At 43.0% G+C, this 23,376-nt stretch carries 20 protein-coding genes; 12 read left to right on the top strand and 8 right to left on the bottom strand.

The annotated features are described in order from the left end of the window. Positions 1–224: 224 nt before the first annotated feature. Complete coding sequence (serB, locus tag NG55_RS09415) at positions 225–1,445, bottom strand: phosphoserine phosphatase SerB (RefSeq protein WP_016542246.1); 1,221 nt, start codon at positions 1,443–1,445, stop codon at positions 225–227. Positions 1,446–1,506: 61 nt separating this feature from the next. Between serB and NG55_RS09410 the strand changes: the two genes are divergently transcribed. The 8 genes from NG55_RS09410 to glmS all read left to right on the top strand — a co-directional run bounded on the left by NG55_RS09410 (position 1,507) and on the right by glmS (position 9,809). Continuing rightward, the gene (locus NG55_RS09410) at positions 1,507–2,805 is read left to right on the top strand and encodes a DUF4175 domain-containing protein (protein WP_167539971.1); all 1,299 of its coding nucleotides are present in this window, start codon (positions 1,507–1,509) and stop codon (positions 2,803–2,805) included. Positions 2,806–3,086: 281 nt separating this feature from the next. After that, the gene (ribBA, locus tag NG55_RS09405; protein ID WP_016542244.1) at positions 3,087–4,208 is read left to right on the top strand and encodes a bifunctional 3,4-dihydroxy-2-butanone-4-phosphate synthase/GTP cyclohydrolase II; all 1,122 of its coding nucleotides are present in this window, start codon (positions 3,087–3,089) and stop codon (positions 4,206–4,208) included. Positions 4,209–4,219: 11 nt separating this feature from the next. After that, positions 4,220–4,690 (top strand): 6,7-dimethyl-8-ribityllumazine synthase, encoded by a 471-nt coding sequence (gene ribH / locus NG55_RS09400; protein WP_004657017.1) that lies wholly within the window; start codon positions 4,220–4,222, stop codon positions 4,688–4,690. A 3-nt stretch (positions 4,691–4,693) separates the two neighbouring features. After that, positions 4,694–5,143: a transcription antitermination factor NusB gene (gene nusB / locus NG55_RS09395; protein ID WP_004657014.1), complete on the top strand. Its 450-nt coding sequence runs from the start codon at positions 4,694–4,696 to the stop codon at positions 5,141–5,143. Between the two features lie 14 nt (positions 5,144–5,157). Beyond that, a complete protein-coding gene (thiL, locus tag NG55_RS09390; protein ID WP_065343101.1) occupies positions 5,158–6,075 on the top strand; it encodes a thiamine-phosphate kinase in 918 nt (305 codons plus the stop codon). Then, positions 6,053–6,574, top strand: coding sequence for a phosphatidylglycerophosphatase A family protein (locus NG55_RS09385; RefSeq protein WP_065343100.1), 522 nt, complete (start codon positions 6,053–6,055; stop codon positions 6,572–6,574). Before thiL ends, NG55_RS09385 begins: the two co-directional genes overlap by 23 nt. 19 nt (positions 6,575–6,593) lie before the next feature. Next, the gene (gene glmU, locus NG55_RS09380; RefSeq protein ID WP_065343099.1) at positions 6,594–7,958 is read left to right on the top strand and encodes a bifunctional UDP-N-acetylglucosamine diphosphorylase/glucosamine-1-phosphate N-acetyltransferase GlmU; all 1,365 of its coding nucleotides are present in this window, start codon (positions 6,594–6,596) and stop codon (positions 7,956–7,958) included. A 12-nt stretch (positions 7,959–7,970) separates the two neighbouring features. Next, positions 7,971–9,809, top strand: a complete 1,839-nt coding sequence (gene glmS / locus NG55_RS09375) for a glutamine--fructose-6-phosphate transaminase (isomerizing) (RefSeq protein ID WP_016542240.1) — start codon at positions 7,971–7,973, stop codon at positions 9,807–9,809. A 187-nt stretch (positions 9,810–9,996) separates the two neighbouring features. Here glmS and NG55_RS09370 read toward each other — a convergent pair whose 3' ends face one another. From NG55_RS09370 to pncA, 3 genes are all read right to left on the bottom strand, one after another. Further along, positions 9,997–10,635, bottom strand: a complete 639-nt coding sequence (locus NG55_RS09370; RefSeq protein ID WP_016542239.1) for a YitT family protein — start codon at positions 10,633–10,635, stop codon at positions 9,997–9,999. Between the two features lie 219 nt (positions 10,636–10,854). Continuing rightward, positions 10,855–11,319: an Lrp/AsnC family transcriptional regulator gene (locus NG55_RS09365; protein ID WP_004656983.1), complete on the bottom strand. Its 465-nt coding sequence runs from the start codon at positions 11,317–11,319 to the stop codon at positions 10,855–10,857. A 91-nt stretch (positions 11,320–11,410) separates the two neighbouring features. After that, on the bottom strand, positions 11,411–12,043 hold the full coding sequence (gene pncA, locus NG55_RS09360) for a bifunctional nicotinamidase/pyrazinamidase (RefSeq protein WP_065343098.1): 633 nt from the start codon (positions 12,041–12,043) through the stop codon (positions 11,411–11,413). Between the two features lie 290 nt (positions 12,044–12,333). On the opposite strand from pncA, the gene dapA reads away from it, so the two are divergent. The 4 genes from dapA to NG55_RS09340 all read left to right on the top strand — a co-directional run bounded on the left by dapA (position 12,334) and on the right by NG55_RS09340 (position 17,251). After that, positions 12,334–13,227, top strand: coding sequence for a 4-hydroxy-tetrahydrodipicolinate synthase (gene dapA / locus NG55_RS09355; protein ID WP_004656980.1), 894 nt, complete (start codon positions 12,334–12,336; stop codon positions 13,225–13,227). A 15-nt stretch (positions 13,228–13,242) separates the two neighbouring features. Beyond that, entirely contained in the window at positions 13,243–13,845 is a 603-nt protein-coding gene (locus NG55_RS09350; protein WP_023271095.1) for a hypothetical protein, read from the top strand. A 35-nt stretch (positions 13,846–13,880) separates the two neighbouring features. Beyond that, positions 13,881–14,600, top strand: a complete 720-nt coding sequence (gene purC, locus NG55_RS09345) for a phosphoribosylaminoimidazolesuccinocarboxamide synthase (protein ID WP_004656976.1) — start codon at positions 13,881–13,883, stop codon at positions 14,598–14,600. Between the two features lie 242 nt (positions 14,601–14,842). Beyond that, the gene (locus NG55_RS09340) at positions 14,843–17,251 is read left to right on the top strand and encodes a TonB-dependent receptor plug domain-containing protein (RefSeq protein ID WP_065343097.1); all 2,409 of its coding nucleotides are present in this window, start codon (positions 14,843–14,845) and stop codon (positions 17,249–17,251) included. Positions 17,252–17,900: 649 nt separating this feature from the next. On the opposite strand, the gene NG55_RS09330 is transcribed toward NG55_RS09340, so the two are convergent. From NG55_RS09330 to NG55_RS09315, 4 genes are all read right to left on the bottom strand, one after another. Further along, complete coding sequence (locus NG55_RS09330) at positions 17,901–19,640, bottom strand: amidohydrolase (protein ID WP_065343096.1); 1,740 nt, start codon at positions 19,638–19,640, stop codon at positions 17,901–17,903. Between the two features lie 145 nt (positions 19,641–19,785). Next, positions 19,786–20,904, bottom strand: a complete 1,119-nt coding sequence (locus tag NG55_RS09325; RefSeq protein WP_065343095.1) for an acyltransferase family protein — start codon at positions 20,902–20,904, stop codon at positions 19,786–19,788. A gap of 127 nt (positions 20,905–21,031) precedes the next feature. Then, complete coding sequence (gene yddG, locus NG55_RS09320; protein ID WP_065343094.1) at positions 21,032–21,916, bottom strand: aromatic amino acid DMT transporter YddG; 885 nt, start codon at positions 21,914–21,916, stop codon at positions 21,032–21,034. Between the two features lie 105 nt (positions 21,917–22,021). Then, positions 22,022–23,296 carry a replication-associated recombination protein A gene (locus NG55_RS09315; RefSeq protein WP_065343093.1) on the bottom strand — a complete coding sequence of 425 codons (1,275 nt, stop codon included), beginning with the start codon at positions 23,294–23,296 and terminating at the stop codon, positions 22,022–22,024. Positions 23,297–23,376: the final 80 nt, after the last annotated feature.

Raw genomic sequence — 23,376 nt, 5'->3', positions numbered from 1 at the left:
CATTTTTAAAACAGAGAAAAGTCCTGAATGTCCATATAGCATCAATTGCCGCGTGTCATTACAAAAAACTATGCCTCTTTTTTACTGCAAAAAAACTTTTTTCGGAATTTTTTTATCGTTGTTTTTCTATACATTTAGACATAATTATGACGGATAAATGACGTACAAAAATTGAATAGGGCCGCTGAAAAAGCGACCCTATTTTGAAGCATTTTAGCGTCAGCTTAGGCACGATTTAAATCTTTGTCATGCATACCTAATAAGTACAATACGCCATCCAAACCAACACTCGATATGGCTTGATTGGCATTTTGACGAACCAAAGGTTTAGCACGGAATGCAACCCCTAGACCTGCAATTGAAAGCATCGGTAAGTCATTGGCACCATCACCCACGGCCATCGCCTGCTCTAGCGAGATCCCCATTTTTTCTGCCAGTTGACGTAGCAGTTCAGCTTTACGGGCACCATCCACAATTGCACCTTTGACCTCACCAGTAACCACACCATTTTCGACATCTAAAATGTTGGCATGTACTTCATCAATCCCAAGTTTTGCTTGTAAGTACTCAGCAAAGTACTGGAAACCACCTGATAAAATTGCGGTTTTATAACCCAACGCTTTCAGTGTTGAAATGAGACGCTCCGCCCCTTCAGTTACAGTCAAGCGCTCCGCAATCTTTGGCAACACCGAAGCATCTAAGCCTTTTAATAACGCCACACGGGCACGGAAGCTTTGTTGGAAATCAAGCTCTCCCAGCATCGCACGCTCAGTAATTTCAGCCACTTGTGCACCGACGCCTGCTTCTAATGCTAGTTCATCAATGACTTCTTGCTCGATCAAGGTGGAGTCCATATCAAAGCACACTAAGCGACGATTACGGCGATAGGCATTGTCTTCCTGCACCGCAACATCAATATTTAATTCACCAGATAAACTGAGGCAAGCTGCACGCATCGCCTGTGCATCCAGCATCTGTCCACTTAAACCAAACTGAACACAAGCACGGCGTGGGAATGGGCTTTCCGCATCAAGTTCTAAACGTCCTGATAATCGGGTAACCGTTTCAATATTAAAGCCCTGACTTGACACAATTTTTGTCACTGCTTGCAGGTGTGCAGCCGTCAGTTCTGGCGCAAGTGCGGTCACGATATAACGTGTTCGACCGCCTTCACTCACCCATTGATCATATTCTGCGTTGGAGATTGGTTTAAATCGCACAGTTAAGCCAATATCATGTGCTAAAATCAGAATCTCTTTCATTGCTAATGCTGTTGCGGTCTCATTATCCGATGCAACAACGATCCCAAGGGTCAGTTGATTATGGATAACCGCCTGACCGACATCGAGAATTTGCAAAGAATGTACGGATAGTACCTGCATTAATCGAGTAAACTGATTCGGTTGATCTGGTCCTAGAAAGGATATAAGAATGATTTCTCGCATGAATTGACTCGTGGTTGAGCGACAACTATTGTAAGAATCATAACATAACCCATGAATCTATTTGCCTTGGAAGTTTAACTTGAATGCGCCTCGCCAAGGGCTATTTGCTAGCCTACTGATCGTAAGTTTTGCATTGCATACCTTTTTATTGGTGATTGCAACGACACATCAACTCAATGAAAACCGCGCTAGCCAAGGACAACTGATGACCAGTCAGTTAGTGGCAGATAGTCTTGCAGAGTTGGAACCAGCCAATACCGTTTCACTCGCGTTGGTGGCAAATCGTTATGCCACCAATCCAAGTGTTGCCTCTATACGAATCTTGGACGCCAATAAACAAGTGCTTGCAACCAGCGGCATGGCCAAAACTCGCCAAGGCGAAGTTTTTGTTCGAGATGCGCTACAAAACGAAAAGAAAGTGGGTACCGTTGAAATTACCTTAATCCAGCCGAGTATCGGTGAGATTTTACGGACACAATGGTTAGCTATTTTAGTTTCGTTATTTATTCATGGATTAATCTGGCTGGCTTATCGCGCGATTGCGCGTCCAACCCGCAGTGAATACTTGGCACGCATCAATCAAGAAAATCATCTCAAGCATGAGATTCAGCGTTTAACCCAAGCATTGGCCTTGGAAAAGCAAAATACCGTGACCTTGGTCGCTCAAGCACAGCAACAAGCAAAAGCTCAACCAAGCAAAGCACGCGTAGAAAAAAGTCCAATCGAGTCAGCGCAATTGGATGATCAAGCTCTGGCACTCAATATTCAGTTTTATGATCCGAAGCAATTGCTCAGCAGTGTGAATCAGTCTGTTTCTGTCCCATATTTCAAGCTGTGCCAATTGTTCTTAGATAAAAGCATTGCACTCTGTGCCAAGCATTACCAAATTGATCCTACTCAAATTCAAGTGGTTCAGGAATTTAATGCGGAAGGCGCAACTTTGGCAACTAGCTCGGAAAAATCACATGCACTGGAATGCCTGATGATGGTGGGTGCTGTGTTCCAATTATTGGCCGATGTTCTATATAAACGTTATCGTGAAGATAAACGCTTTGCGCTACAAACCCGTGGTGCGGTGGCAAGTGCAGTTGATGCCATGCAACTGGATGCCGTTGAAGCGGCAAAGCGCTTAGCGCAGCATTTACATGCCAAAGAAGCGGCATTGCATTTAAATCACGAGCAACTTAAAAATGTTCAAAACAGTTATGAATTGGTAGCGATGCCAAATCCAAGTAATATCATGACACGCCACGCCTTTATGATTAATGGCATGAATGAAGAATGTGCAACCTTAGCGCAAACGCTGCGCACCGAAATTCTAATGGGTAAAAAAGCCAAGGCATCAACAGAGTTTGAATAAATCGCGGTTCGCACAGGCGAACCAAGTGAGCTAACAGAAGGCTTTGTCTCAAGATAAAGCCTTCTTTTTTTATTGAGCCTGATCAATCTCAACAAGATAAAGCCTCTCGACTTTCTGATTAAATGGCAAATACGACGCCAAATAAAGTATGGCTTGACCAGTTTTTTAACTGGTCTTGTTATTGATAAAGAAGCACAGGCGAAAATTTTTAAAATGCGGTAAACTATGCCAGATTTATCGAATACTAGTGCCTGAAAAGGCAGCATCAAAGGTGAAAGCGAATGCCGCTGAGTCGTGTTGAAGAGCTTGTCGCAGATATTCGTGCAGGCAAAATGGTTATCCTTATGGATGACGAAGATCGTGAAAATGAAGGTGACTTAGTCATCGCTGCAACGCATGTTCGTCCTGAAGATATTAACTTCATGATTACCCATGCACGTGGCTTGGTCTGCCTGACGCTCAGTCGTGATCGTTGTAAGCAACTCAACCTCCCTTTAATGGTTGATCAAAATGGCGCACAGCACGCAACCAACTTCACGCTTTCGATTGAAGCGGCCGAAGGCATCAGTACGGGTATTTCAGCCGCTGAACGTGCACATACCATTCGTACTGCAGTGGCAGCACACGCTAAACCAAGTGATATCGTCCAACCAGGTCATATCTTCCCATTGATGGCACAACCAGGTGGTGTACTACACCGTGCAGGTCATACTGAAGCAGGTTGTGACTTGACCCGTTTAGCTGGTCTAGAGCCGGCTTCTGTGATCTGTGAAATTATCAATGATGACGGTACAATGGCACGTCGTCCTGATTTAGAAGTATTTGCAGAAAAACACGGTTTAAAAATTGGCACCATCGCGGACCTGATCCATTACCGCATGACCAATGAGCAAACGGTTGAACGTTTGTCTCAAGAAAGCATCGAAACCGAATACGGCGCATTTGAACTGTACAAATATCGTGAAATCGGTAATCCAGATATTCATGTGGCATTGGTCAAAGGTGATCCGAAACAGGGTGTGACTACGGTTCGTGTACATGGTTTCAGCCCGATTCGTGATTTATTGAAACTCAATAAAGCCGATGGCTCATCTGCTTGGAATTTAGATCTTGCAATGAAAACCATTGCTGCCAGTGATCGTGGTGTGTTGGTGTGGATTGGTCAGGATCACCTAGAAGATCTAGGCCCTGCACTCAATAGCTTAAACCAACCAAAACCATTGAAATCCAATGCAGCACTTTCTCATCAATATCAAACCATTGGTGTAGGTGCACAGATTTTACGCGATTTAGGTGTTGAGAAAATGAAGCTGTTGAGTTCTCCTCTTCGTTTCAATGCCTTATCTGGTTTTAATTTAGAGGTAGTGGAATACATCACTGCCGATCAAATCACAGCAAAATAATCGAGGTTGCTATGGCAATTCGCCGAATTGAAGGTTTATTACATCTCGCAAGCGAAGGTCGTTATGCGATCTTAGTGGGTCGTTTCAACAGCTTCGTGGTTGAACATTTACTCGAAGGTGCGATCGACACATTGAAACGCCACGGCGTTGCAGAAGAAGCGATCACTGTGATCCATGCACCAGGTGCGTGGGAACTACCGATCGTGGCAAAAAAATTAGCGGCTTCAAATCAATTTGATGCCATCATTGCATTAGGTGCAGTGATCCGTGGTAGCACACCACATTTTGATTTTGTTGCGGGCGAATGTGCAAAAGGTTTAGGTGTAGTTGCACTTGAAAGCACAATGCCTGTGATCAATGGTGTCTTAACCACAGATAGCATTGAACAAGCAATCGAACGTTCTGGTACGAAAGCAGGTAACAAAGGTAGCGAAGCTGCATTGACTGCAATCGAAATGGTTAACTTATTAAAGGCAATTTAAAGCATGTCGCAAACACTTCAGGCCGCTTATGCAGCGAAACGCAAAGCACGTCGTTTTGCTGTACAAGGGATTTATGAATGGCAAATGAGTCATAACCCAGTTCATGAAATTGAAGCACGCACGCGTGTTGAAAATGCCATGCACAAAGTTGACCTTAACTATTACCATGAATTGCTCACTCAAGTGGTTGCTCAACATGAAGCTTTAGATGAGTTACTCATCCCTGTACTTGACCGTGAGTTAAATGCCCTGGATGGCGTAGAACTTGCAACCTTACGACTAGGTGCATATGAACTTCGAGATCATCTCGAAGTTCCGTATCGCGTTGTACTTGATGAAGCGATTGAGCTAGCTAAACACTTTGGTGGTGCCGACAGTCATAAATACATCAATGGTGTATTAGACCGTCTTTCATCAAAGCTACGTGAAGCTGAAAAACAGCAAGCAAAATAATAGGCTTGTGTTAAATGGCTGAGTTTTCAATTATTGAGCATTACTTTAAACGCACATCCAATACCGATGTCAGTTTAGGTATCGGTGATGACTCAGCCATTATTACCCCACCATCTTCACAACAACTGGTGATCTGTGCAGATACATTAGTTGCTGGTCGCCATTTTCCCTTCGACACCGCTGCCCATGCCATTGGCTGGAAAAGCGTCGCAGTCAATTTATCTGACTTGGCGGCTATGGGGGCAAAACCCCACAGTATTTTACTCGCACTGAGCCTTCCCTCAGTTGATCACGACTGGCTGGCTGCATTTAGTCAGGGGCTGTTCGATTGCTGCGATCAGTTTGGTGTTAGCCTGATTGGTGGTGATACCACCCAAAGTACTCAACTCACGATTAGTGTGACTGCGCTAGGCTGGATCGAACATGGTCAGGCCATTACCCGTGCAGGTGCCCAAGTCGGTGACTATATCTGTGTTAGCGGCCAAATCGGTGATGCTGCATTTGGATTACAACACCTTGGTCATGCCTTGCAACAACGTTTGGATTATCCAACCCCACGTTGCCAGCTGGGCCAACAGCTCAAAGGGCTGGCTTCCAGTATGATTGATATCTCGGATGGATTGGCGCAAGACTTAGGCCATATTTTAAAAGCATCCAATGTCGGTGCAAAATTACAGCTTGAGCAACTTCCATTAGATTCATCACTCAAACAACTGGATCTGCAACAGGCTTGGCATTATGCACTTGCAGGGGGCGATGATTACGAATTATGCTTTACAATATCACCGCAAAACTTTAAACAACTATCGCGACAACAATTAGATGTTCCGCTTACAATAATCGGCGAAATTACCCAACAAACTGGATTGTTATTTGAGTATATGGGCAAAACACACCCATTACATGTTCATGGATACCAACACTTTGCATAAGCCTCCCATTCACTTTAACCAAATGACTTGGTTCGACCGTTTCATCGTGTTCTGCGGTGTCGGTTTTGGTTCTGGTTTAGCGCCCAAGGCCCCTGGAACCTTTGGTTCGGCCTTTGCTCTGTTATTTGTTCCACTGTGGCTCTATCTAGGTCTGTCGGCCAGTATTGTCGTGATTGTTTTGATGTCTTTGATAGGCATCTATATCTGTGGGCATACTGCAAAAGTCATCAATGTGCATGACGATGGTCGCATTGTCTGGGATGAATTTGCAGGACAATCAATTACCCTCCTGCCTTTGCTCTATTTACAACAGATGAATTGGCTGTGGGTCATTGTCGGGTTTATCTTATTCCGTATATTTGATGTCTGGAAACCATTCCCCATTAGCTGGGCTGACCAAAAAGTATCTGGCGGCTTAGGGATTATGTTGGATGACATCATTGCTGGCCTTTGGGCAGCACTTTGTATTCTTATTTTTCATTTTTATCTTTTGACTTAAGCCACTATTAGAGTTAGTTATGTCAACAACTGTTATTATTCTTGCAGCAGGGAAAGGAACGCGGATGCGTTCACAATTACCAAAAGTATTACAACCACTTGCAGGTCGTCCTCTGCTCGGTCATGTCATTCAAACTGCAAAAAAACTCAATGCCCAAAACATTATTACCATATATGGGCATGGCGGTGAACTGGTTAAGCAAAGCTTTGCGGCAGAACAGATTGAATGGGTTGAGCAAGCAGAACAACTCGGCACAGGTCATGCAGTACAAATGACCCTCCCTGTTTTGCCTCAAGAAGGTGTTTCACTGATTTTATCAGGCGATGTACCTTGTATTCATGCAAATACGCTACAAAAATTATTGGATGCATCAACTCAAACAGGCATTGGCTTAGTGACGCTCACTGTCGATGATGCAACAGGTTATGGCCGCATTGTCCGCCAAGATGGTAAAATTCAAGCCATTGTTGAACATAAAGATGCCAGCGAAGAACAACGCCAAATTAAAGAATTTAATACGGGCATTTATTGTGTCAGCAATACAAAACTTCACCAGTGGTTGCCGCAACTTTCCAATGAAAATGCGCAAGGTGAATATTACCTCACTGATATTGTCGCGATGGCAATTGCGGATGGCTTAGAAGTTGCCTCAGTTGAACCCGAACTTGCGTTTGAGGTTGAAGGGGTCAATAACCGCTTACAACTTGCGACCTTAGAACGTCAGTTCCAACAACAACAAGCCAAAGAATTGATGCTACAAGGTGTTCACTTAATTGACCCAAATCGTTTTGATTTACGTGGTACCTTAAGCTGTGGACAAGACGTACAGATTGATGTCAATGTCATCATCGAAGGCGACTGTGAACTGGGCGATAATGTCCAACTCGGCGCAGGCTGTATTCTAAAGAATACACGCATTGCGGCAGGCACTAAAGTTCAGGCTTATAGCATTTTTGAGAATGCGATTGTCGGTGAAAATACCCAAATTGGTCCTTTCGCGCGTTTACGTCCAGGTGCCAACCTTGCCAATGATGTGCATATCGGTAACTTTGTAGAAGTGAAGAACTCGAATATGGGTCTAGGCTCAAAAGCCAATCACTTTACTTACTTAGGTGATGCCGATATTGGTGCGGATTGTAATATTGGTGCAGGTACCATTACCTGTAATTATGATGGCGCGAATAAACACCGTACTGTGATTGAAGACAATGTATTCATTGGAACCAATAACTCTTTGGTTGCACCAATCAAAATTGGTCGAGGTGCCACAACAGGTGCAGGATCAACCCTCACTCGAGATGTGGCTGAGCATAGTTTGGCTGTCGAACGATCAAAACAGTTTGAAAAAGCAAATTATCAACGTCCCCAAAAACTGAAAAAATAAGAGGATAAAATTATGTGTGGTATTGTTGGTGGCGTTGCTGAACGTTGTGTAACCGATATTCTGATTGAAGGACTGAAACGTCTGGAATATCGTGGTTATGACTCTGCTGGTTTAGCATTACTCAATAATCAGAAAATCTTGCGTGAACGTCGTGTTGGTAAAGTTGCCAACTTGGCCGAAGCCGTGTCAGAACAACATTTAACGGGTAATGTGGGTATTGCACACACCCGTTGGGCAACTCACGGTAAACCGACAGAAAACAATGCCCACCCGCATGTTTCGGGTGATGTTGCAGTGGTTCATAACGGGATCATTGAAAACTACCAAGAACTCAAAGATGAATTGCAAGCTTTAGGCTATGTGTTTACCTCGCAAACCGATACCGAAGTGGTTGCACATCTTGTTAACGATGCGCTAAAGCAAACAGATAGCCTGCTAGAAGCTGTACAAAAGATTACGCCACGCCTTAAAGGTGCTTATGCGCTTGGGATTGTGCATACGGCGCATCCTGACGAGCTGATTACAGTCCGTGAAGGTTCACCATTGGTGATTGGTGTCGGTATAGGCGAGAACTTTATTAGCTCAGACCAACTGGCTTTATTGCCTGTGACCAACCGCTTCGTTTATCTAGAAGAAGGTGATATTGCGCGCTTAACCCGTAGCAGCATTGAAGTTTTTGTTAATGGCGAGCCTGTACAACGTCCAGTCAAAGAGTTAGATGCCACAGTCAGCAATGCATCTAAGGGTGAATATAAGCACTTCATGCTGAAAGAAATCTATGAGCAACCTGAAGCGATTCAGCAAACCATTTCGCAAGCATTGAACGGCAATAGCTTACGTGATGATTTCCTCAATCATGCCAATGCCGATTTTGACAAGATTCAACAGATTCAAATTATTGCCTGTGGTACCAGCTATCATGCAGGGATGATTGCCAAATATTGGTTTGAACAACTGATTGGTGTGCCTTGCCAAGTTGAGATTGCGAGTGAGTTCCGTTATCGCACCCCAGTGATTGTGGCAAATACACTGTATATCTGTATTTCTCAATCAGGGGAAACTGCGGATACTTTAGCTGCGTTACGTGAAACCCAAAAACGTGCCAAAGCCAATCACATTGACATCACCACCATGACGATTTGTAACGTTGCGACCTCATCAATGGTGCGCGAAACAGATCATCATTTACTGACACTTGCAGGTCCAGAAATTGGGGTGGCTTCAACCAAAGCCTTTACCACCCAGCTGGCAGCATTGATGTTATTGATCTTAAAAATTGGTCAAGTTAAACAAAAGCTGTCTGCCGCACAACTGACTGAAATTACTGAAGCATTGTGGCATTGTCCAAAAGTCATTTTAGATACCTTACAGGGTAATACTGAAATTCTGCGTTTATCAGCACTTTTTGTTGAGAAAAATCACTGCTTATTCTTGGGTCGTGGTACACACTTCCCAATCGCACTAGAAGGCGCATTGAAACTGAAAGAAATTTCATATATTCATGCGGAAGGTTATGCTGCAGGTGAATTGAAGCATGGTCCACTGGCTTTAGTCGATAATGAAATGCCCGTGGTCATCTTAGCACCACAGGATGACATGCTCGATAAACTCAAATCGAACATGGAAGAAGTTCAAGCCCGTGGTGGTGAATTATTCGTCTTTGCAGATGAGAACAGTGGTATTCACGGTAAAGATCGTCAACATGTCGTACATGTTCCAGCGGTAAATGAATGGCTAGCACCGATCGTTTATAGCGTGCCTGTACAACTGCTGTCTTATCATGTTGCAGTGTTACGTGGTACTGATGTCGATCAACCACGTAACCTCGCCAAGAGTGTGACAGTCGAATAATTCGATACGGATTTACAGCGTCGCTTGCACTACGCTGATACAGTAAAAAGCGCCATAAAGAGATTCTTTATGGCGCTTTTTTTTGAATTTCATGATATCAGTCATTTAATGGATTAGATCACATCTAGCGTCTCATGATCGATTGCGTTCTGCGACAGTCAAACCCATCTCAGAGCGTACACTTGCATTAAGCCACATAACGCGTGCTTTTATGATTCAATAACACAATCGAATTAAGAATAATTACACCCAAAATTGAAATCAGAATTAACTTCCAATCGACAAAGAACAATGATGCTAACAAGATTGCGAGATCAATACCTAACTGTACTTTGCCTGCAGGAATCTGAAAGCGCTCCTGCAAATACAACGCCAGTAGATTGATGCCACCTAAGCTTGAACGATGTCTAAACAGGATCAAAAAGCTCACCCCCATCAATACATTAGCAAAAACTGTAGCGTAAATGGGATTCACATCGGAGAGATGAAAAAATTGTGGAATGATTTCAGTAAATCCGGCCAACAATGCAACAGCGATAAAGGTTTTCACCACCAGCGCAATACCCATCTTTTTATAGGCAAAATAGTAGAACGGGATATTGATCAGGAAAAATAATACGCCGAACTTCAGATCAGTAATGTAATGAATCAGCAAAGATAAGCCTGCTGTCCCTCCGGTCATAATGCCTGCCTGCTGCAATAAAGTCATTGCGAAAGACAAGATGAATGTTCCGATCAACATCGCTAATGCATCTTCAATTTTAGAGTGCTGTTCAATCACAGGCATGACTGGACTTACCAGAGATACATTTTGCTCAGTATTCATAACGGTACAACTCAAATAGGAGAACAGCTAAAGGGAGAGACATCTTTCAAAGAAAGACATGGCATATTTGATCATTTTTATTAGAATTTCGCAATTTATTCTTATATTTTTGCCATAAATGCAATTTATATTCAAAATAATCCATTTCGAATAGTCTACGCACTTCGATCAGCTTTACTTTGGCTTTGCCTTAGATGATGTGACAACGAATTCCTTTTTTTATTTAATCGCAATCCCGTTTTCTTTTAATTTTTCCAACACAATTGAAGTATTGAGATTACTGACACCAAAGTTCTTAGAGGACAAAATTCCAATCAGTTTGACCATCTCATCGAGATTTTTAACTGCTACTTTAAGGGCAAAATCATAACTGCCCGTTAATTTATGAATATCTTTCACAGCAGGTTCGTGCATCAAGAATTCAACAAAACGATCATGGGTTGCATCACTATAGTTTTGCAATTTCACTTCAATAATGCCCATGATCGGGGCAGGATCAGCACTCAATGCGATTTGGGCATAATAACCCGTGATAATTTTCTTCTGTTCAAGCTGAACCCGACGACGTGAACATTGCGAGGTCGATAAACCAACCAATTCAGCCAATTCCTGATTGGCCAAGCGTCCATTCATTTGTAAATGATGGATAATTTTTTGATCAAAATCATCAAGTTCAATGGTCATAAAACGCTCAGCTTAGGTTTAAGGCATAATTTAACTGATGCTGTTGCATCAGCTTGAGAAGTTTAACGCCTTTAGATCAATCAGCTCAAGCTTATGCCAAAATTGCCGCAGACTGAATCCGCTGAATCCCCTGTTCTAACATACTTTGCCATGCGCTGTGCAATGAACCATTCAAATCAATCGCTTTACACGCATCTTCAATCACAAAGGTTTTAAAACCCATCTGCGCGGCATCCAAGGCTGTCCATGCCACACAAAAATCAGTGGCAATCCCGACAATATAAACCGTATCAATTTGATGCTCTTGAAGATAGCCCTTTAACCCCGTTGGTGTTTTACGGTCCGCCTCCATAAAGGCTGAATAACTATCAATATTGGCATGAAAGCCTTTGCGGATAATCAATTGTGCCGTTGGAATATCTAAATCAGGGTGAAATTCGGCATCCTGCGTCCCCTGTACACAATGCTTTGGCCACAATACCTGCGTGCCATAAGGTAACTCAATGGTTTCAAAAGGCGCTTTATGTGCATGATTATCAGCGAAAGAAATATGTTGATCAGGATGCCAGTCTTGGGTCAGCACCACCGTTTCAAACTGATGTGCCAATTGATTAATCACCGGGATAATCTGATCGGCATCCGTGACTGCCAAGTTTCCACCTGGGGTAAAGCCATTTTGTACATCGACGACAATTAATGCGCTATGTTTCGAATCTGTCTGCATCTCAATATTCAATCTAGATCGCTTCTTGCTACACCATACGCTGCCGATCGTCGTCTGACTAGCCATCGCCCAACTTTTCATAAGATGAAAATCATTCAGGACAAAGATGAATGAAAGTTTTCAGCTGTTTGACTAAAGCATATTGTTCTTATGCCGCCGATCAGTCATAATTTGCATAATTGTCATTCAATCGAATTCATTATTGAACGACGAATCAAAATACTGCAACCATCCAACATTTCGTTTCAACTAATTCAATCTCGGATGGGAAAATAGGATAGTTTTTTAAAATGACTCAGCTAGCACAGAATATTCAAGGCTCAATTGTCGCACTCGTCACCCCTATGTTTGAAGATGGTCGCGTAGATTGGAAGAGCCTTGAGAAGCTCGTTGAGTGGCACATCCAACAAGGTACACATAGTATTGTTGCTGTTGGCACAACGGGCGAAGCGTCTACATTAAGCATGGAAGAGCACACACAGGTCATCAAAGAAGTGATTCGTGTAGCCAATAAACGCATTCCAATTATTGCGGGTACAGGTGCAAATTCGACTCACGAAGCAATTGAACTGACCAAAGCAGCCAAAGAACTCGGTGCAGATGCTGCATTGCTCGTTACGCCATATTATAATAAACCCACACAAGAAGGCTTATATCAACACTATAAAGCAATTGCTGAGGCCGTTGATATTCCACAAATTCTTTATAATGTCCCAGGTCGCACTGGCGTTGACATGCAAAATGAAACCGTGATTCGTCTTGCTGATGTTAAAAACATTGTTGGGATTAAAGATGCAACAGGCGATGTACCTCGTGGTCAAGCCCTCATCGAAGGTTTAAAAGGTAAAATTGCAGTTTACTCAGGTGATGATGAAACCGCTTGGGAACTGATTTTACTTGGCGCGAAAGGTAATATTTCGGTTACCGCCAATGTTGCACCAAAACAAATGAGCGAAGTTTGTGAAGCAGCCTTAGCTGGCGATCAAGCCAAAGCACAAAGTTTGAATCAACAAATTGCAAATCTACACAATATTTTGTTTTGCGAATCAAACCCAATTCCTGTGAAATGGGCATTGCATGAGATGGGATACATTAGTACAGGTCTACGCCTGCCTTTAACCGCTCTCGCAGAACAATATCGTGAACCGCTCCGCACAGATTTAAAAACTGCGGGCATTATTTAATACGAGCAATTTATGATGCAATTACGTCTTGGTGTTGTCCTTGTCATTTCAGCTTTAAGTTTGGCTGGTTGTGGTCGTTTTGCCCTCAATAATCATTCTTTAGATTATAAAAAAGCGCAAGCGCTTGAACCACTCAAATTCCCTGAGAATGCAACGGTAAGACCATTCACGCCATTGTATCCAGCACCAACGGTTGATCCACTTGCGATTCAACATGCGCCAACATTTGAAAACAAAACTGGCAACCGTTATGCATTACCTCGTCCAGAGTCAATGCAAACTGCAAGCACTAGCACTGAAGCGACAGCAACCAGCTTGGGTCGTCCACAATTGGTGATGGATGGGAATAAAAACCCATTACTGAAAGTGGAAGGTCCAACAGCCACTGCTTGGCAATATGCCTTTGCAACTGTGAGCAGCCTCAACTACAAAGTCATCTCTCAAGCAGATCATGGCTATGAAGCAACAATTAAGGTCGGTGAGCAAAACTACCTGTTGAAGCTTTCTGCGGTTGGCTCAAGCAATACTATTGCCCTCTTCAAACTCGACACGACTTTTGCAGAACCAGCGGTTGCAACTGAAGTGTTAGCCCAGATTTACCAAAATTGGCCAGCCTAGTCGTTTACTAGGCATTTTTTTCAAAAGGTTCCCCCATGTTAAAACAAACCTTGCTCTATACTGGTAAAGCTAAATCTGTATACGAGACAGATAACGCTGATCACCTGATTTTAGTCTTTCGTGATGATGCTTCGGCATTCAATGGCGAAAAAATCGAGCAACTCGATCGTAAGGGCAAGGTCAACAACCGTTTTAACGCCTTCATCATGGACAAATTAGCTGCTGCGGGTATCGAAACGCATTTTGAAAAATTGCTTTCTCCAACTGAAGTGCTGGTTAAAAAACTTCAGATGATTCCAGTTGAATGCGTGATTCGTAACTATGCAGCGGGTTCATTATGCCGTCGTTTAGGTGTTGAAGAAGGTAAGGAATTAACTCCGCCAACATTTGAATTGTTCTTTAAAGATGATGCGCTTGGCGATCCTATGGTGAACGAATCTCAAGCAATTGCTTTAGGTTGGGCGACTGCTGAACAACTTGAAAAAATGAAAGAACTCACTTACCAAGTGAATGATGTGCTCAAAGCATTATTCGATGCAGGTAATATGATTCTGGTTGATTTCAAACTTGAATTCGGTGTGTTCCATGACCGTATCGTATTGGGTGATGAATTCTCTCCAGACGGTTGCCGTTTATGGGATAAAGACACCAAGAAAAAACTAGATAAAGACCGTTTCCGCCAAGGTTTAGGTGGTGTGGTTGAAGCATATGAAGAAGTGGCTGCACGTTTAGGCATTAACTTAGACGATATCTAAGCCTAGCTAAGCTGTTACTTCTAAACAAAAAACCAGTCCAATCGGGCTGGTTTTTTATTCTTTATTCAAAAATAATTAGCTTCGCTTTAAATATCAATATCATATAAATCATTTACTTAAAAAGCATTCCATCAGCTTTGCAACTTTAATTCTAACCTTATGTTTTTATATTGTTTTTGAAAATATTTTGATGCTCCTACCATGTTCACAAATGTTTACAAAACTTGAGTTAGAAGATCAAAATGAATGCTCCCCTTGTAAAAACTTTCCCTTTAAGTCTGAGTAGTAGTCTGATTTTGCTTGCCCTGTATAGCAATGTACATGCCGCTGAGAACACGCCCATAGAGCCCGAACAAGTCAAAACGCTCGCGACCATTGTGGTCACAGGAACGCGGACCAACAATCGTTCACAAACAGAGTCCTTACAGCCAATTGATGTGATTAGTGCCAAAGAACTGACTGAACGCACGGGCTCCAATGAACTCGGGACAGCGCTGTCTCGAATTATTCCTTCAATTAACTTTCCACGCCCAACGGTGGTGGATGGAACCGAGCTGGTCCGTCCTGCCCAATTAAAAGGCCTTGCACCAGATCAGGTGCTGGTTTTAGTCAATGGCAAACGTCGTCACACAGGGGCTTTTATTAATCTCGGCGGTACCATTGGTCGAGGTTCTGCCCCAACTGATTTAAATGCTATTCCCATCTCTGCCATTAGTCGTGTCGAAGTACTCCGCGAAGGTGCATCGGCTCGCTATGGCTCTGATGCGATTGCTGGGGTGATTAATATTATTTTGAAATCCAATCCAAAACATGGTGAAGCTGGGATTAAATACGGGATTTATAACAAAGGAGATGGTGAACAAAAACAATCCTTTGTTTCAGGTGGAACCCAACTGAATCATTATGGCTATGCGATTTTTTCAGGGGAATGGCAGGATAGCCAAGCTACCAATCGCGCCGGTGCTGACCTGCGTGATCCAAAATCAACCACCTATGGACAGCGTACGTTCCGTTTTGGAGATCCAGACTCAGACGAAGTTAAAGCAGCAGTAAATCTGGGTTATGATCTCAGTGATCATGCCGAGCTGTATTCTTTTGCGACCTATAGCCATCGTAATGCCGAGACGGCTGGATTCTATCGTTTAAGTAATGCATCAAATAATATTCCTGCCCTCTATCCAAATGGCTACCTACCCATTATACAAGGACAACTGGATGATTTTGGCGCAGTGGCAGGGATTAAAGGCGATTGGTCAGCATGGCATTATGATGCATCCGTCAATTATGGTTTGAATCGTTATGATGTCGATACCAAAACGATTAATGTCGATCTTTATAAAGATACTGCCACGACACCATTCGGCTTCCAAAATGGCACACTGAAAAATGCTCAAACGGTGGTGAATTTTGATGTTTCTCGAGAGTTTAATCTCGCAGCACTCGCTAGCCCATTGAATGTTGCCTTTGGTACACAGTATTTGAATCAAAAATATCAAATCCAAGCAGGTGATCCAACGTCCTATTATAAAAGTGGCTCTTCAGGGCTTGCAGGTTTTCGATCGGCCGATGCAGGTGAATGGTCAAGAGACAGTTATGCCGCCTATCTTGATTTAGAAGCCAATTTAACTGAAAAATTGTCTGCATCTACAGCCTATCGACATGAATATTATAATGATTTTGGTCACACCGATAATGCTTCATTGTCTTTGCGTTATGCCGTCCATCCCGTGCTTGCGCTACGTGGCAGTGCCTCTACAGGTTTCCGTGCACCGAGCTTAGCGCAACAATATTTTGCTCAAACCTCATCACAACTGGTCAATGGTCAATTGGTTGAGGCTGGCACCTTTCCAACTAGCTCACAAGTGGCCCAATTACTTGGTGCTGAACAGCTAAAACCAGAAAAATCAAAAAACTATAGCGTGGGTATAGTACTGACACCTACAGACCAGTTGTATGTGACCTTGGATGCCTATCAAATCGACATTGATAATCGAATTAGTCTGTCTTCCAATATCAATGCGAGCAGTACTGCCGTTCGTCAATATCTAAATTCAAAAGGAATCACCGACACCAACTTCAGCACCATTCGTTATTTCAACAATGCCAGCGATACCCGCACACGCGGTGTTGACTTAGTGGCAACCTATAAATGGAATGCTTTGCCTTATGGCGAACTGAATACCTCACTGGCCTATAACTACAATAAAAATAAAGTCACTCAGGTGGATGGAAATCCCGCTATCTTAGATGCATTGGGAATCAACCTGACCCGCCTAGACCGTCGAGAACAATACGGTTTATTGGCTGGCAGTACCCCTGAACATAAATTCAGTTTAGCGAATGACTATAAGCTTGGAAATTTCAGTGTGAATACCAATCTCACCCGCTATGGCAGTTTTAAAACCTTTAGTAATTCAGGCGAAGCCAAAGACCAAAAATTCTCAGCCAAATGGTTATTGGATTTAGCCCTGTCTTACCAATATCAAAACTGGAACTTTACTGTTGGTGGCGACAATATTACCGATGTTTATCCTGATAAAGATGTCTATGACATCAACCAACCGACAGGGGGCAGCTTACCCTATAGCCAGTTCTCACCTTTCGGCTTTAATGGTGCGTTTTATTACGGCAAAATCAATTATCGTTGGTAATAATCAAAAACCGAGCCAGATGGCTCGGTTTTTTTAAGTTATGATATTGGCACGATCAGCTCTAAAACCCATAAATAGGTATTCCAATATTAATGAAGCCGCTAAGCCGATCCTGAATATTTTGTAGAAGCATGGGAATTCGATCTATCTTTAGGCTTAAGTTTATAAAATGATGATGAGATATCTTTCAATTTTGTTCTTCTTGATGTCAGGCATAGCTGGATATACCATCGATAAACTTGGACAGGATCTATGCCTTTCTGACTATATCGCGGTTGGTACGGTCACCTACTTTAAAGAGCTACAGGGCGTTTCTGCAAATGATCCGTCCATGCTCAGCATCTGTGGAATACTCTCTATCATCTTTTCATTCATTCTCATTTTAATAAAAAACAAATATTTATATTTAACAGTAATCTTTATCTTATTCATCCTAGAATTTATATTCATAAATATGATGGAAACAGCCTCCTATACAGAAATCATCTACGACTCAATTACGAAATGTTCAAATCTTTCTGTACTTGGGTGGGTGGCCGGCCAACTAATCGGTTTAATCGGAAGTATTTGCTATATCTTTAAAAACAACGAATAAGGTTTATTCGCTTTACAGAAAAAGAAAAACGAGCCATCGGGCTCGTTTTGCTTTTTAGTCACTTGCATTCTGATAAATCAGTTTGCCCTCTTTGTAAGTTGCCAGCACTTTAATGTTTTTAATCTCACGACTCGGGACAGTCAACGGGTTCTGATTCAGAATGACCAAGTCAGCCAATTTACCTTGGCTCAAAGTGCCCTTGGTCTGGTCCTCAAAATACTGATACGCTGCCCAGTCCGTCATCGACTTTAATGCCAGATAAGGGCTTACTCGCTCTTCTGCCCCTAACACATAATTGCTCCGCGTTACTCGGTTCACGGTCGCATCCAGCATCATCATACTGCTCGGGGGTACCACAGGTGCATCATGATGCTCGGTAAAGATCAGATGCTTTTTTAAAGCCGTTGCGGTTGGTGAAATATGGGCAGCTCGGATTTCGCCTAGCGTTTGTTGACGATGCCAATCACCCCAATAAAAGGTATGCAACGAGAAGAAGGACGGAATAATATCTAAGGCTTTGAGCTGATCTAGCTGATCGTCACGGATGGTTTGCGAATGGATCAATACGCTGCGACGGTCGCCTTTACCTTGCTTCGCAGTCGCATCTTTTACCGCCCCAATAAATTGATCAATGGCGGCATCACCATTGGCATGTGCAAGTACCTGCCAACCTTGCTTAAATGCTAAGTTAATATAGTCCTTGACCTGTTGATCATTACTCATCGCAGGATAGCCCTTGTAGGTCTTATCTTTACCTTCAGGTGGGATTAAATATGGTTGAGTCAGCCAAGCAGTTTTCCCTTGAGGTGAGCCATCTAAGCTGATTTTGACCCCACCAATCCGAAAATGCTGATCATACTGATGGCTGCTACCTTGCTTGAGCATATAATCTTGACTGGTGGTGATATCAGGGTAAGACACCACATCAATCGGCAGACGATTCTGCTGAGCCAAAGCATGCCACATTTCAGTGGTGCCCTGATCAGCCCGTCCTTCCTGTACCGTAGTGAAGCCATTCTTCACATAGGCAGCAATGCCTTTTTCTGCAATCTGAAACATCACCGCAGGGGGAACATCTTTAAAAATTGAGCCAATCGCGGTAAATAAAGCGGATTCTTCCAACACACCATTTGGGATATTTGAATTGGTTTCACGGCGAATCACCCCACCCGCTGGATTCGGAGTATGTTGATTGATCCTCAGTAATTCCAGTGCCTTGTGATTGACCGAGGCCAAATGCCCGGATTGATGTAAAATCATCACGGGTTGGTCTAAAGATACCCGATCTAGATCTGTTGCCGTCGGATGACGCTGCTCATTCAATTGCGCATCATCATAGCCATTACCCAAAATCCAGCCGCCCATGGTTTTAATTACAGCTGGATTCTGAGCTTTCCATTGGTTCAATACATTTACCAACGAGTTGATATCTGAGACCTGACCATCAGGCATGGGGTAGAGATTAGCCACCATTTGATGAAAACCAACCATATTCACATGACTATGCGCATCAATAAAGCTGGGCAATAAGGTTTTATTGTTTAGATCAATCGACTGAACTTTTTTATCCGCCAAGCGTTCAGCCTGCTGTTTTGAGCCCACAAAACGAATTTTTCCATCCTTCACCAATAGAGCTTCTGCATATTCAGGACTATTGCCCGACATGGTTAGAATCGGGCCACCATAAAACAGTTGTTCTGTTGCAGTAACAGGTACAGCCATCGTTGTACAACCCGCAATAGTCAATGAAATAGAAGTGAATAAGGTACAGTGTTTGAGATAAGTACGGTTCATGAATTAAAACCCATATTTTTATTATGTCTTTTTTGATTAAAACTGATTCTGCCTGCAATAGAAAGCATTCACTGATTATTTTTGTAATGTTTGATCAATTTTTTATGGTGCAGCAGCATTACCGAGATGCTGCACCGCTCAGTGGTTAAAACATTTTTGCCAATTTATTCGAGATCTTAATCGCGGCATCATCGACATAACGGCTATAGGGTTGTGCCAAAATAATGCTCAGCAACACGATCAGTAAACTTGCTACTAATCCCGCATTGAGATAGGAAAAACCGCCTTGTACATGTAAAAGATTAAACAATGGAATGCCCAAAGCGTACAACACTGCCAAGTGGATCAGATAAATTGAAAATGAGATTTTGCCTAAAAACACGAACACACGTTGGTCAAACAACTGTGCCAGCCACCTGCCCTTGAGCACCGCATAAACAATGCAAAAACCACCGACAAAGTTAAGGTAGTCGTAAGTTTGTTCACCTAAAAACTGGGTAAACAACTGATAGCTGGCACTACTGTTGTGTGCACCACACAAATATAAGCCCAATATAAACAGCACAACCGAAACGACAGTACTCAGCTCTACAGCATACAGAAACAGTCCCATGCCCAAAATAAAACTGAGTAGGCCCAACAATACGGTTTGCGAGATCATATAAGCGGTCACAATGCTGATGATAAGAAATAGACCACATAGAATTGGCAGCTTGCCATAAAGATAGCAAGCCAGATAAATCACCAGTGACCCAAGCAACTCAATTTGCATGGTCCACAGTACCCAGTTATAACTGGAATCGCCGAATAAGAATGCACCCATACTGCCTTCATACAAAGCGGTACGCAGTTGCGGATGTGGATTGGCAAGCGCTGCTCCCCACTCGGAAACATGCGAGACGTCCACAGGCACAAAACACACCAGATAAGCGATAATACAAGAGACAAAGGCAGGAATAGCCAAGCGCGGGTAACGTTTAATCAAGGAATTTTTCAATTGTGTTGCGGTATTGTGCTTTTTAAAACTGGATAATGTCAGTACAAAGCCACTTAAAACAAAGAATACAAAAACTGCACCTGTACCTGAATAAAAAAAGGCCAACGGTGAGTGATGTAACTGCGCAAAAAAATCATATTGCGGTACCGCACTGATATCAAAATTATGCAGCTGCGGGAAAAAAGTCAGTGAGATATGTGACAACACAACGGCGAGACATGCCAAGCCTCGGATACTTTCCGCAGCATTAATTTTGTTTGTGGTCATGGTGGAGCTTGATCATCCTTGATAAGCGGGATGATGCGACCTTTTATATAGAGTGTCTAGAGGTCACTTACAAAAATACAGTGACTGTCCAGCGCATCAGCAAGACCAAACAAAACCAGACAATGTTTTAGTGTTTTTTCTGCGTTGCTACCCAGCATAGAATTGAACCTAAACACACCATAAATGCACCATACCAAAAAGAAAGGCCTAATGGCGTACTGAGGAGAATTGCCGAAAAAAAGGCAGATAGAACTGGAATAAAATAGGATGCACCGGCCAATAGTGTCACATTGCCATGCAAAATTCCTACATTCCAAGCGGCATAACCAAAGCCCATTGCTGCTGCCGCAAAAAACAATGAAATTGAAGAAGACCAATCAAAATCAAATGTACCACCACCCATCAATGCATATTTAATCCAAAGCACCACCGAGACCAGAATAAAGAATAGGGTGATGCCATTGGTTCCCTGCGCAATTCTCGCTGTGAGCGTACAGTAGGCAGCCCAGAGTAATGTTCCAATAAAGGCAAGCCCATAACTGAATGGATTGTGCTGTATGTTTTGCAGCATACCAGCCAAATCAAAACCCTGCTCGCCACCGAGCACCCAACAGATCCCCAATATTGAAAGGATAAAGCCAGGAATAATCAAGAAATTGGCTTTTTGCTGATTAAAAACAATGGCAGCCACCATGGTAAAGGTCGGCCATAAATAATTAACCATTCCCACTTCAATCGCTTGTCGATTATTACTGCTATAGCCAATCGAAAGCGATAAACAAATTTCATAGGCAACAAATAGAATACTGCCCCAGATCAAATAGGTTTTAGGAAAGCTTTTTAGACTGGTCCAACCGACCGAGAAAAACAGAAAAATTGAGGCCAGTGTATAAATCAGTGCTGCACCACCCACTGCGCCAAAATGGCTACTGACATCCTTAATCAAGGCAACGATCAAACTCCACAGTAAGATCGCAACCAATCCAATCAATGTTGCTTTTTTTGCGTTCATTTTTATACAAATAGAATATTGAGGCCAAAGCAGAATCTATCGATGCGATTCGGGTTCTTGCTTTGGACAATTTTAAAATGATCGGTGAATCAACCGAATTTTTGATTACTGCTGCTGTTGTTCCTGTTGCCAACGGCGCTGCTGCAAACGTTCGCCTTCAACTTCACGCTTATTTAAGGCTCGCTCGTACAGTTTGGTACCGCGCAACTCGGGTGGCAAATAGTCCTGTAGAACAAAATGTTCAGGATAGTTGTGTGGATACAGATAATCCACCCCATAACCTTGCTGCTTCATCAACTTGGTTGGCGCATTGCGTAAGTGCAAAGGTACTGGCAGGTTTGCGGTTTTTTCTGCCAACTCCAAGGCTTTGTTAATCGCCAAATAGGTGCTATTACTTTTCGGGCTAGTAGCCAAATACACGGCACATTGTCCTAGAATAATGCGCGCTTCAGGCATCCCCACGGCTTGGACTGAACGGAAACACTCTCCCGCCAGCAACAAGGCATTTGGATTGGAATTGCCAATATCTTCCGATGCAGCAATCAGCATACGGCGCGCAATAAAGACTGGATCTTCGCCACCTTTCAGCATACGTGCCATCCAGTACAGCGTCGCATCTGGATCACTACCACGAATCGATTTAATAAAAGCCGAAACCAGATCATAATGCTGCTCACCTGATTTGTCATAGCGTGCAATATTTTGCTGCGCGACTTTAACAACGATGGCATTGGTTACAATATTCTCAATGTCAGGCTCAAAGGTACTGGCAATCAGATCAATCAGATTAAGCGCCTTACGTGCATCACCTGCCGCAAATTGAATCAGCGCATCATATTCTTCAATCTGGATAAAACGTTCTTTTAAGAACTTATCCGTTTGAATGGCTTTATTCAATAGGGTTTGAATCGCCTCAGCACTCAGGTTATTCAGGGTATAGACCTGACAACGCGATAACAAGGCACTATTCACTTCAAAAGAAGGATTCTCTGTAGTTGCCCCAATCAAGGTGATTTTGCCTTTCTCAACCGCATTGAGTAAGGCGTCTTGCTGCGATTTATTGAAACGATGAATCTCGTCAATAAATACCACAGGGGTCAACAAGTCCCCACTTTCCGCAATCACCTCACGCAGTTCTTTCACGCCTGTATTGAGTGCAGATAGGCTGATAAAAGGACGATCCACGGCCTGCGCCAATAACAATGCAATCGTGGTTTTCCCTACCCCAGGAGGCCCCCAAAAGATGATCGAAGGCAGGTGCCCTTGATCAATCATCTGACGTAAAGGGGCATTGTCACCCAGCAAATGATCTTGTCCGATAATTTCGGACAAGTCACGAGGACGTAAACGTTCAGGTAAAGGAATATGTGTATCTGACATCATCACTGGCTTTATGATCTTTTACCCTAGTCTATTGTGTCTGGCTCAAATCTACAATTTGAATCTGCACTCACGCGACA

Origin of the sequence: Acinetobacter gyllenbergii (assembly GCF_001682515.1) — a bacterium.
Classification (GTDB): Bacteria; Pseudomonadota; Gammaproteobacteria; order Pseudomonadales; family Moraxellaceae; genus Acinetobacter; species Acinetobacter gyllenbergii.
The sequence above is the reverse complement of the archived record's forward strand: the minus strand, read 5'-3'. Positions and strand labels throughout refer to the sequence as shown.

Coding starts and splice junctions, on each gene's coding strand:
- serB (WP_016542246.1), bottom strand. CDS start 1,445: ATGCGAGAAATCATTCTTATATCCTTTCTAGGACCAGATCAACCGAAT.
- ribBA (WP_016542244.1), top strand. CDS start 3,087: ATGCCGCTGAGTCGTGTTGAAGAGCTTGTCGCAGATATTCGTGCAGGC.
- ribH (WP_004657017.1), top strand. CDS start 4,220: ATGGCAATTCGCCGAATTGAAGGTTTATTACATCTCGCAAGCGAAGGT.
- nusB (WP_004657014.1), top strand. CDS start 4,694: ATGTCGCAAACACTTCAGGCCGCTTATGCAGCGAAACGCAAAGCACGT.
- thiL (WP_065343101.1), top strand. CDS start 5,158: ATGGCTGAGTTTTCAATTATTGAGCATTACTTTAAACGCACATCCAAT.
- NG55_RS09385 (WP_065343100.1), top strand. CDS start 6,053: ATGGATACCAACACTTTGCATAAGCCTCCCATTCACTTTAACCAAATG.
- glmU (WP_065343099.1), top strand. CDS start 6,594: ATGTCAACAACTGTTATTATTCTTGCAGCAGGGAAAGGAACGCGGATG.
- glmS (WP_016542240.1), top strand. CDS start 7,971: ATGTGTGGTATTGTTGGTGGCGTTGCTGAACGTTGTGTAACCGATATT.
- NG55_RS09370 (WP_016542239.1), bottom strand. CDS start 10,635: ATGAATACTGAGCAAAATGTATCTCTGGTAAGTCCAGTCATGCCTGTG.
- NG55_RS09365 (WP_004656983.1), bottom strand. CDS start 11,319: ATGACCATTGAACTTGATGATTTTGATCAAAAAATTATCCATCATTTA.
- pncA (WP_065343098.1), bottom strand. CDS start 12,043: ATGCAGACAGATTCGAAACATAGCGCATTAATTGTCGTCGATGTACAA.
- dapA (WP_004656980.1), top strand. CDS start 12,334: ATGACTCAGCTAGCACAGAATATTCAAGGCTCAATTGTCGCACTCGTC.
- NG55_RS09350 (WP_023271095.1), top strand. CDS start 13,243: ATGCAATTACGTCTTGGTGTTGTCCTTGTCATTTCAGCTTTAAGTTTG.
- purC (WP_004656976.1), top strand. CDS start 13,881: ATGTTAAAACAAACCTTGCTCTATACTGGTAAAGCTAAATCTGTATAC.
- NG55_RS09340 (WP_065343097.1), top strand. CDS start 14,843: ATGAATGCTCCCCTTGTAAAAACTTTCCCTTTAAGTCTGAGTAGTAGT.
- NG55_RS09330 (WP_065343096.1), bottom strand. CDS start 19,640: ATGAACCGTACTTATCTCAAACACTGTACCTTATTCACTTCTATTTCA.
- NG55_RS09325 (WP_065343095.1), bottom strand. CDS start 20,904: ATGACCACAAACAAAATTAATGCTGCGGAAAGTATCCGAGGCTTGGCA.
- yddG (WP_065343094.1), bottom strand. CDS start 21,916: ATGAACGCAAAAAAAGCAACATTGATTGGATTGGTTGCGATCTTACTG.
- NG55_RS09315 (WP_065343093.1), bottom strand. CDS start 23,296: ATGTCAGATACACATATTCCTTTACCTGAACGTTTACGTCCTCGTGAC.